This is a genomic window from Burkholderia sp. E168m23, assembly GCF_016586125.1.
GTDB classification, from domain to species: Bacteria; Pseudomonadota; Gammaproteobacteria; order Burkholderiales; family Burkholderiaceae; genus Burkholderia; species Burkholderia orbicola.
The window spans coordinates 1-6,597 of the sequence record NZ_BCPP01000342.1; the positions used below are offsets into that span (position 1 = coordinate 1).

Annotated in this window: 7 protein-coding genes and 1 pseudogene; 5 read left to right on the plus strand and 3 right to left on the minus strand. The window is 69.8% G+C overall.

All coding sequences use genetic code 11. The annotated features are described in order from the left end of the window. The 5 genes and pseudogenes from JMF90_RS18330 to JMF90_RS18350 form a co-directional block, all read left to right on the plus strand. A pseudogene (locus tag JMF90_RS18330) lies at positions 1-563 on the plus strand (GTP 3',8-cyclase MoaA); the annotation flags it as partial. A gap of 29 nt (positions 564-592) precedes the next feature. Continuing rightward, a complete protein-coding gene (gene mobA, locus JMF90_RS18335) occupies positions 593-1,210 on the plus strand; it encodes a molybdenum cofactor guanylyltransferase MobA (RefSeq protein ID WP_011544927.1) in 618 nt (205 codons plus the stop codon). 111 nt (positions 1,211-1,321) lie between these two features. Further along, positions 1,322-2,620, plus strand: a complete 1,299-nt coding sequence (glp, locus tag JMF90_RS18340) for a gephyrin-like molybdotransferase Glp (protein ID WP_201316779.1) — start codon at positions 1,322-1,324, stop codon at positions 2,618-2,620. A gap of 37 nt (positions 2,621-2,657) precedes the next feature. Further along, positions 2,658-2,933, plus strand: coding sequence for a hypothetical protein (locus JMF90_RS18345; protein ID WP_006476519.1), 276 nt, complete (start codon positions 2,658-2,660; stop codon positions 2,931-2,933). Next, on the plus strand, positions 2,930-3,415 hold the full coding sequence (locus JMF90_RS18350) for a GNAT family N-acetyltransferase (protein ID WP_011544925.1): 486 nt from the start codon (positions 2,930-2,932) through the stop codon (positions 3,413-3,415). The genes JMF90_RS18345 and JMF90_RS18350 overlap by 4 nt, the downstream gene beginning before the upstream one ends. An 89-nt stretch (positions 3,416-3,504) precedes the next feature. Here the strand turns inward: JMF90_RS18350 and rmuC are convergent, their stop codons facing one another. The 3 genes from rmuC to JMF90_RS18365 all read right to left on the minus strand — a co-directional run. Continuing rightward, positions 3,505-4,980, minus strand: coding sequence for a DNA recombination protein RmuC (gene rmuC, locus JMF90_RS18355; protein WP_069232353.1), 1,476 nt, complete (start codon positions 4,978-4,980; stop codon positions 3,505-3,507). Further along, positions 4,977-5,966, minus strand: coding sequence for a D-glycerate dehydrogenase (locus tag JMF90_RS18360; RefSeq protein WP_201316778.1), 990 nt, complete (start codon positions 5,964-5,966; stop codon positions 4,977-4,979). The genes rmuC and JMF90_RS18360 overlap by 4 nt, the downstream gene beginning before the upstream one ends. Positions 5,967-6,047: 81 nt before the next feature. Next, on the minus strand, positions 6,048-6,597 hold a 550-nt coding region (locus JMF90_RS18365), incomplete at its 5' end, for a sodium:proton antiporter (RefSeq protein WP_201325294.1).

Consider the following 6,597-nt stretch of genomic DNA (forward strand, 5'->3'; position numbering starts at 1 on the left):
CCGCGGGCCTCGCGCCGGTCAAGGTCAACATGGTCGTGAAGCGCGGCACCAACGACAGCGAGATCCTGCCGATGGCCGAGCGCTTCCGCGGCACCGGCGTGATCCTGCGTTTCATCGAATACATGGACGTCGGCACGTCGAACGGCTGGAACATGACCGAGGTACTGCCGTCGGCGGACGTCGTCGCGCGCATCGCCGAACATTTCCCGCTCGTGCCGCTCGAGCCGCACACGGCGGCCGAAACCGCGCAGCGCTGGGCCTATGCGGACGGCAGCGGCGAGATCGGCGTGATCTCGAGCGTCACGCAGGCCTTCTGCGGCGACTGCACGCGCGCGCGGCTGTCGACCGAAGGCAAGCTGTACCTGTGCCTGTTCGCGTCGACCGGCCACGACCTGCGCGCACTCGTGCGCGGCGGCGCGAGCGATGCCGAGATCGCGACCGCGATCGCCCGCATCTGGCAGGCGCGCACCGACCGCTATTCGCAGCTGCGCGGCAGCGCATCGGCCGATACCGCGCCCGACGGCGCCGGCAAGCGCGTCGAAATGTCGTATATCGGCGGCTGACGCACGCCGCTCTGTCCACCCTGCGCACGATGCCCGCCCCCGCCTTCCCGTCAATTGCCGGCCTGCTGCTCGCAGGCGGGCGCGCCACCCGCATGGATGGTGTCGACAAGGGCCTGCAACTGCTCGACGGTACGCCGCTCGCGCTGCACGTGCTGCGCCGGCTGACGCCGCAGGTCGACGAGACGCTGATCAGCGCGAATCGCCATGCCGATCGCTATGCCGAGCTCAGTGCCCCGTTCGACGCGCGCATCATCGCGGATGAAACGCCCGACTTCCCCGGCCCGCTCGCGGGCCTGCTCGCCGGCATGCGCGCGGCGCGCGCACCGCTGGTCGCGTGCTCGCCGTGCGATACGCCCTATCTGCCCGTCGACCTCGTCGCACGGCTGCGGGCGGCGCTCGACGCGCAGCAGGCGGACATCGCGATGGCCGTCACCGTCGACGCGCAGCAGGTGCGCTCGCCGCAGCCGACGTTCGCGCTGCTGCGCACGTCGCTGGCCGACGACCTGGCCGCCCGGCTCGCGGCCGGCGACCGCAAGGTGCGTGCGTGGTACGCACGCCACAAGACGGTCGAAGTCGAGTTTCGCGACGAGCGTGCGTTTTACAATGCCAACTCCTGGCAGGAACTCGCCGCGCTGGCCCGTCGCTGACGGCCCTGTGCCGTTCCCGCCCGGCGCCCGCCACACGCGAAACCCGCGCCCCGGCACCCTCCTCGCGCCACCGGCCACGAACCCGATACGCCTTGCGGCGCAGTCCGACTGATGATCACGCACTCCTCGCCCGCCTCCCGAACCGCATCCGACCCCGATGCCCCGCTGTCGCTCGCCGACGCGCAGGCGCTCGCGTGCCGCTTCGCGGTGCCCGTCGACGCGTGTGACACGGTGACGCTGCGCGAGGCGCTCGACCGCGTGCTCGCGGCCGACGTGAGCGCGCCGTTCGACATTCCCGCGTACGACAACTCGGCCATGGACGGCTATGCGTTCGACGGCGCCGCCGCGGCATTCGCATCGGCGCAGGGCGAGGTCGCGATGCCGGTCGCCGGCACCGCGTTCGCCGGCCATCCGTTCGACGGCGCCGTGGCGGCCGGTGCATGCGTGCGCATCATGACGGGCGCGCCGATGCCGGCCGGATGCGACACGGTGATTCCGCAGGAACGCGTGCGCGTCGACGGCGACACGATCCGCTTCGCCGCGCACGACGTCGCGCACGGCGCGAACTGCCGCCGGGCCGGCGAGGATCTCGCGCGCGGCGCCTGTGCGCTCGCCGCGGGCCGCATCCTGCGGCCGTCCGATCTCGGCCTGCTCGCGTCGTTCGGCATCGCCGACGTCACGGTGCGCCGCCGCGTGCGCGTCGCCGTGTTCTCGACCGGCGACGAGTTGCGCGAGCCCGGCGAACCGCTCGGCAGCGGCGCGCTGTACGACAGCAATCGCGGCATGCTGATCGCGATGCTCGAACGGCTGCACGTCGACACGCTCGACCTCGGCATCGTCCGCGACGACCCGACCGCGCTCGAAGCCGCATTGCGCGCCGCCATCGCCGCGCAAGCCGATGCGGTCATCACGTCGGGCGGCGTGTCGGTCGGCGAAGCCGACTTCACGCGCGACGTGATGGCGCGGCTCGGCGACGTGACGTTCGCGAGTCTCGCGCTGCGGCCCGGCCGGCCGCTCGCGTGCGGCACGCTCGCCCGCGCGGCCGACGGCGCCGGCCACGCGCTGTTCTTCGGGCTGCCCGGCAATCCTGTCGCGTCCGCCGTGACGTTCGTTGCGATCGTGCGTCCTGCGCTGCTCAAGCTGGCCGGCACGCAAACGCCGCCGCCCGCCATGTATACGGCGCTCAGTACGCAGCCGTTGAAGAAGCGTCCCGGCCGCACCGACTACCTGCGCGGCATCGCGACGCGCGCCGCCGACGGCCAATGGCACGTCGCGCCGGCCGGATCGCAAAGCTCCGCGTCGTTGAGCGGCCTTGCCGCCGCCAACTGTTTCATCGTCCTGGGCCACGATACCGCGGCAGTCGACGCGGGCGCCCCGGTCGACATCCTGCCGCTCGACGGCCTGATCTGAATTCCAATCGGTATATCTCTACGGGGGCAATCCGCACATGAAGAAACAAATCTCGTCGATCGCCGCGGGGCAGACCGCAAAGGCGCTGATCCTCGTCTACCTGACGTTCAGCGTGCCGATCGTGCTGCTCGGCATTCTGGTCGCGTATATCCGCTACGGGATGGTCGAGTTGAGCACGATCCTGAGCGCACTGCTGCTGAACGCGATCCTCGGTTTCGTGCTGCTGTGGATCGCGTGCCATGCGTACAACTGGGTCGCATCGCGCTTCGGCGGCATCGAGATCGTGCTGTCCGATCCGCCGGAGGAAGCGTGAGCGGCACGCCGCTGATCCGCGCGGCCGACCCGCGCGACGTCGGCGCGATCCTCGCGCTGATGCGCGAGCTGGCCGAGTTCGAGAAGCTCACGCATCTGTTCGTCGCAACCGAAGCCGATCTCGCCGACGCGCTGTTCGGCGAGCACCCCGCTGCCGAAGCGCTGGTGGCCGAGCGTGACGGCGCGATCGTCGCGTATGCGCTGTTCTTCCACAACTATTCGACGTTCCTCGGCCGCCGCGGGCTCTATCTCGAGGATCTGTACGTGCAGCCGTCGCAGCGCGGCACGGGCCTCGGCACCGCGATGCTGCGTCATCTCGCGGCACTCGCCGTCGAGCGCCGTTGCGCGCGCTTCGAATGGTCGGTCCTCGACTGGAACCAGCCGGCGATCGATTTCTACGAGAAGATGGGTGCGACCGTGCTGCCGGAGTGGCGCATCGTACGCGTGACGGGCGACGCGCTGGACACGCTCGCCGCGCATTGAGCGCGAGCCGGCCGCGCCGGCGATCGCCGCACAAGAAAACGGGCGCCGCGGCGCCCGTTTTTTTTGCCGGCAGCGGCCGGCAACGCGCATCACGCGTCATCCGCATCGGCGCCTTCGGCCCCTTCCGCGCCGAGCAGCCCGGCCGCCGTGTCGCCCGGCAGCGCCTCGACCTGCTTGAGCTTACGGCTCATCACCCGCGTGCGCTGCTCGGCGGACTCGATCGAACGCGTGACCGTCTCGAGCTGCGCCTTCGTGCGCGCGAGCACGTCGCCGAACTTGCCGAACTCCGTCTTGACCGCGCCGAGCACCTGCCACACCTCGCTCGAGCGCTGCTCGATCGCGAGCGTGCGGAACCCCATCTGCAGGCTGTTCAGCAGCGCGGTGAGCGTGGTCGGCCCGGCGACCGTCACGCGATAGTCGCGCTGCAGCAGATCGGTCAGCCCCGGACGACGCAGGATCTCCGCATAGAGTCCCTCGGTCGGCAGGAACAGCAGCGCGAAATCGGTCGTGTGCGGCGGCGCGACGTACTTCTCGGCGATCGTGCGCGCTTCCATCCGCACCCGCGCCTCGAGCGCACGCGCCGCCTCCTCGACGGCCACCGCGTCGGCGCGCTCCTGCGCGTCGATCAGCCGCTCGTAGTCTTCGCGCGGGAATTTCGCGTCGATCGGCAGCCACACCGGCGGCGTGTCACGCGTGCCGGCATCGCGGCCCGGCAGCCGAATCGCGAATTCGACGCGCTCGGTGCTCTTCGGCACCGTCGCGACGTTCTTCGCGTACTGGTCGGCCGTCAGCATCTGTTCGAGCAGCGCTTCGAGTTGCACTTCACCCCAGGTGCCGCGCGTCTTCACGTTGGTCAGCACCTTCTTCAGGTCGCCGACACCGGCCGCGAGCGTCTGCATCTCGCCGAGCCCGCGATGCACCTGCTCGAGCCGGTCCGATACGAGCTTGAACGATTCGCCGAGCCGCTGCTCGAGCGTCGCATGCAGCTTCTCGTCGACGGTGCGACGCATCTCCTCGAGCTTCGCTGCGTTGTTCGTCTCGATTTCCTTCAACCGCTGTTCGAGCGTCGCACGTACTTCCCCGATCCGGCGATCGTTCGCCTCGGTCAGTTGCGTGAGCTGCCGGTGCAACGTGTCGCCGAACAGCCGCAACGCGCCAGTCTGTTCCTCGCGCGCCTGCTGGGCCTGGCGCTGCAGGCTCTCGCGCATCGCGTCGAACTGCTGCGCGTTGCCGGCGACGAGCTTGCCGAGCTGCTGCGCGAACCCCTCGATCTGGTTGTTCTGCACGGTCGCCACGCTCGTCAGTTGCGCGGCGAGCGTCTGCTGCAACTGGACGAAGCTGCCGGCCAGCTCGGTACGCGAGCCGCGTGCGTTTTCGACGATCTCGCCGCGCAATTCGCGTTCGAGCCGCTCGACCGCGCGCGCCTGCGCATGCGCGGCGTCCTCGATCTGATCGCCGAGCACGGCCGCATCGTCGTGGCGGCCGCCGCGCACGAGCGCGACGATCGCCACCGCGAGCGCGACGGCCAGCACGACGACCGCCGCCAGCAACAACGTCATCGTCATGCGCGCGGCTTCCCGATCACGTCAGGGTTGATCGGATTCGGCGGCTGCCCCGCACGCGGCCCCTCGCCGAGCGCGGCGATCAGGTTGTCGGCAGCGAGATTCGCCATCGCGCGGCGGGTCTTTTCGGTCGCGCTCGCGATATGCGGCGTCAGCACGACGTTCGGCACCTCGAGCAGCGCCGGATGCACGCTCGGCTCACCCTCGTACACGTCGAGGCCGGCCGCGGCGATCGTCCCGTCGCGCAGCGCGACGGCCAGCGCCGCATCGTCGACGATCCCGCCACGCGCGATATTGGTCAGCGTCGCCGTGGGTTTCATCTTCGCGAGCTCGGCCGCGCCGATCGTGTGATGGTTCTCCTTCGTGTACGGCAGCACGAGCACGACATGATCGGCGCGCGCGAGCAGCGCATCCTTCGACACGTATTCGGCATTCAGCTCGGCTTCGATCTCGGGCGCGACCCGCGACCGGTTGTGATAGATCACCTGCATCCCGAAGCCGCGCGCGCGGCGCGCGAGCGCCTGGCCGATACGGCCCATCCCGATCACGCCGAGCGTCGAGCCGTGGATGTCGGTGCCGAGAAAGCCGTCGTACGCCCACTTCTGCCAGTGACCGGCGCGCAGCCAGTGTTCGGATTCGGCGATCCGGCGCGCGGCGGCCAGCATCAGCGCCCAGCCGAAATCGGCGGTCGACTCGTTCAGCACGTCGGGCGTGTTGGTGCCAAGCACGTTCGCCGCGTTGAACGCGGCCATGTCGAAGTTGTTGTAGCCGACCGCCATGTTCGCCACGACCCGCAGGCGCGGCGCCGCCGCGAGCGTGGCCGCGCCGACCGGGTCGCCGGCCGTCAGCGCGCCGTCCTTGTCGGCCAGACGCGCGGCGAGCGCGTCGGGCGCGAGCGCGTCGCCGTCGTTCCAGTCGACGTCGAAATACTGCTTGAGCCGTTCGATCACGTCCGGAAAGATCGGACGCGCGACCAGGATCTTCTGCATCGCCATCTCCGCATGCCGCGGACGGATCGCGGCGCGCCATGCGCCGCCGGAGCCGCCCGCTCGGGGTTGAAAAACGTCAGCTTACGCCGTGAAGAAAAGCCACGACGTCAGCAGGAATACCGGTATCAGCACGACGAGCGCCCAGCCGAGGTACGCGAAGAAACTCGGCATCTTCACGCCGCGCGATTCGGCGATCGCCTTCACCATGAAATTCGGCGCGTTGCCGATATAGCTGTTCGCGCCCATGAACACCGCGCCGGCGGAAATCGCGGCGAGCGTCGATGCGCCGGTCGTCATCAGCGTCTGCGCATCGCCGCCCGCGAGGTTGAAGAACACGAGATAGGTCGGCGCGTTGTCGAGGAACGACGACAGGATGCCCGTCGCCCAGAAATACATCGCGTCGATGGGTTTGCCGTCGGGCCCGGTGACGAGATGGACGATCTGCGCGAACGCGCCGTCCGCGCCCGCACGCAGGATCACGATTACCGGTGCGATCGTCACGAAGATGCCCGCGAACAGCTTCGCGACTTCCTCGATCGGCGCCCAGTTGAATGCGTTGCCCTCGCGCGCGGAACGCGGCGTCAGCGCGAGCGACGCGAGCGTCACCCCCACGAGCGCGACGTCGCGCACG

Bases quoted from the DNA above. Each gene is read 5' to 3' on its own strand.
- rmuC (WP_069232353.1), bottom strand. From the start codon at position 4,980: ATGACGATGACGTTGTTGCTGGCGGCGGTCGTCGTGCTGGCCGTCGCG.
- mobA (WP_011544927.1), top strand. From the start codon at position 593: ATGCCCGCCCCCGCCTTCCCGTCAATTGCCGGCCTGCTGCTCGCAGGC.
- JMF90_RS18345 (WP_006476519.1), top strand. From the start codon at position 2,658: ATGAAGAAACAAATCTCGTCGATCGCCGCGGGGCAGACCGCAAAGGCG.
- JMF90_RS18360 (WP_201316778.1), bottom strand. From the start codon at position 5,966: ATGCAGAAGATCCTGGTCGCGCGTCCGATCTTTCCGGACGTGATCGAA.
- glp (WP_201316779.1), top strand. From the start codon at position 1,322: ATGATCACGCACTCCTCGCCCGCCTCCCGAACCGCATCCGACCCCGAT.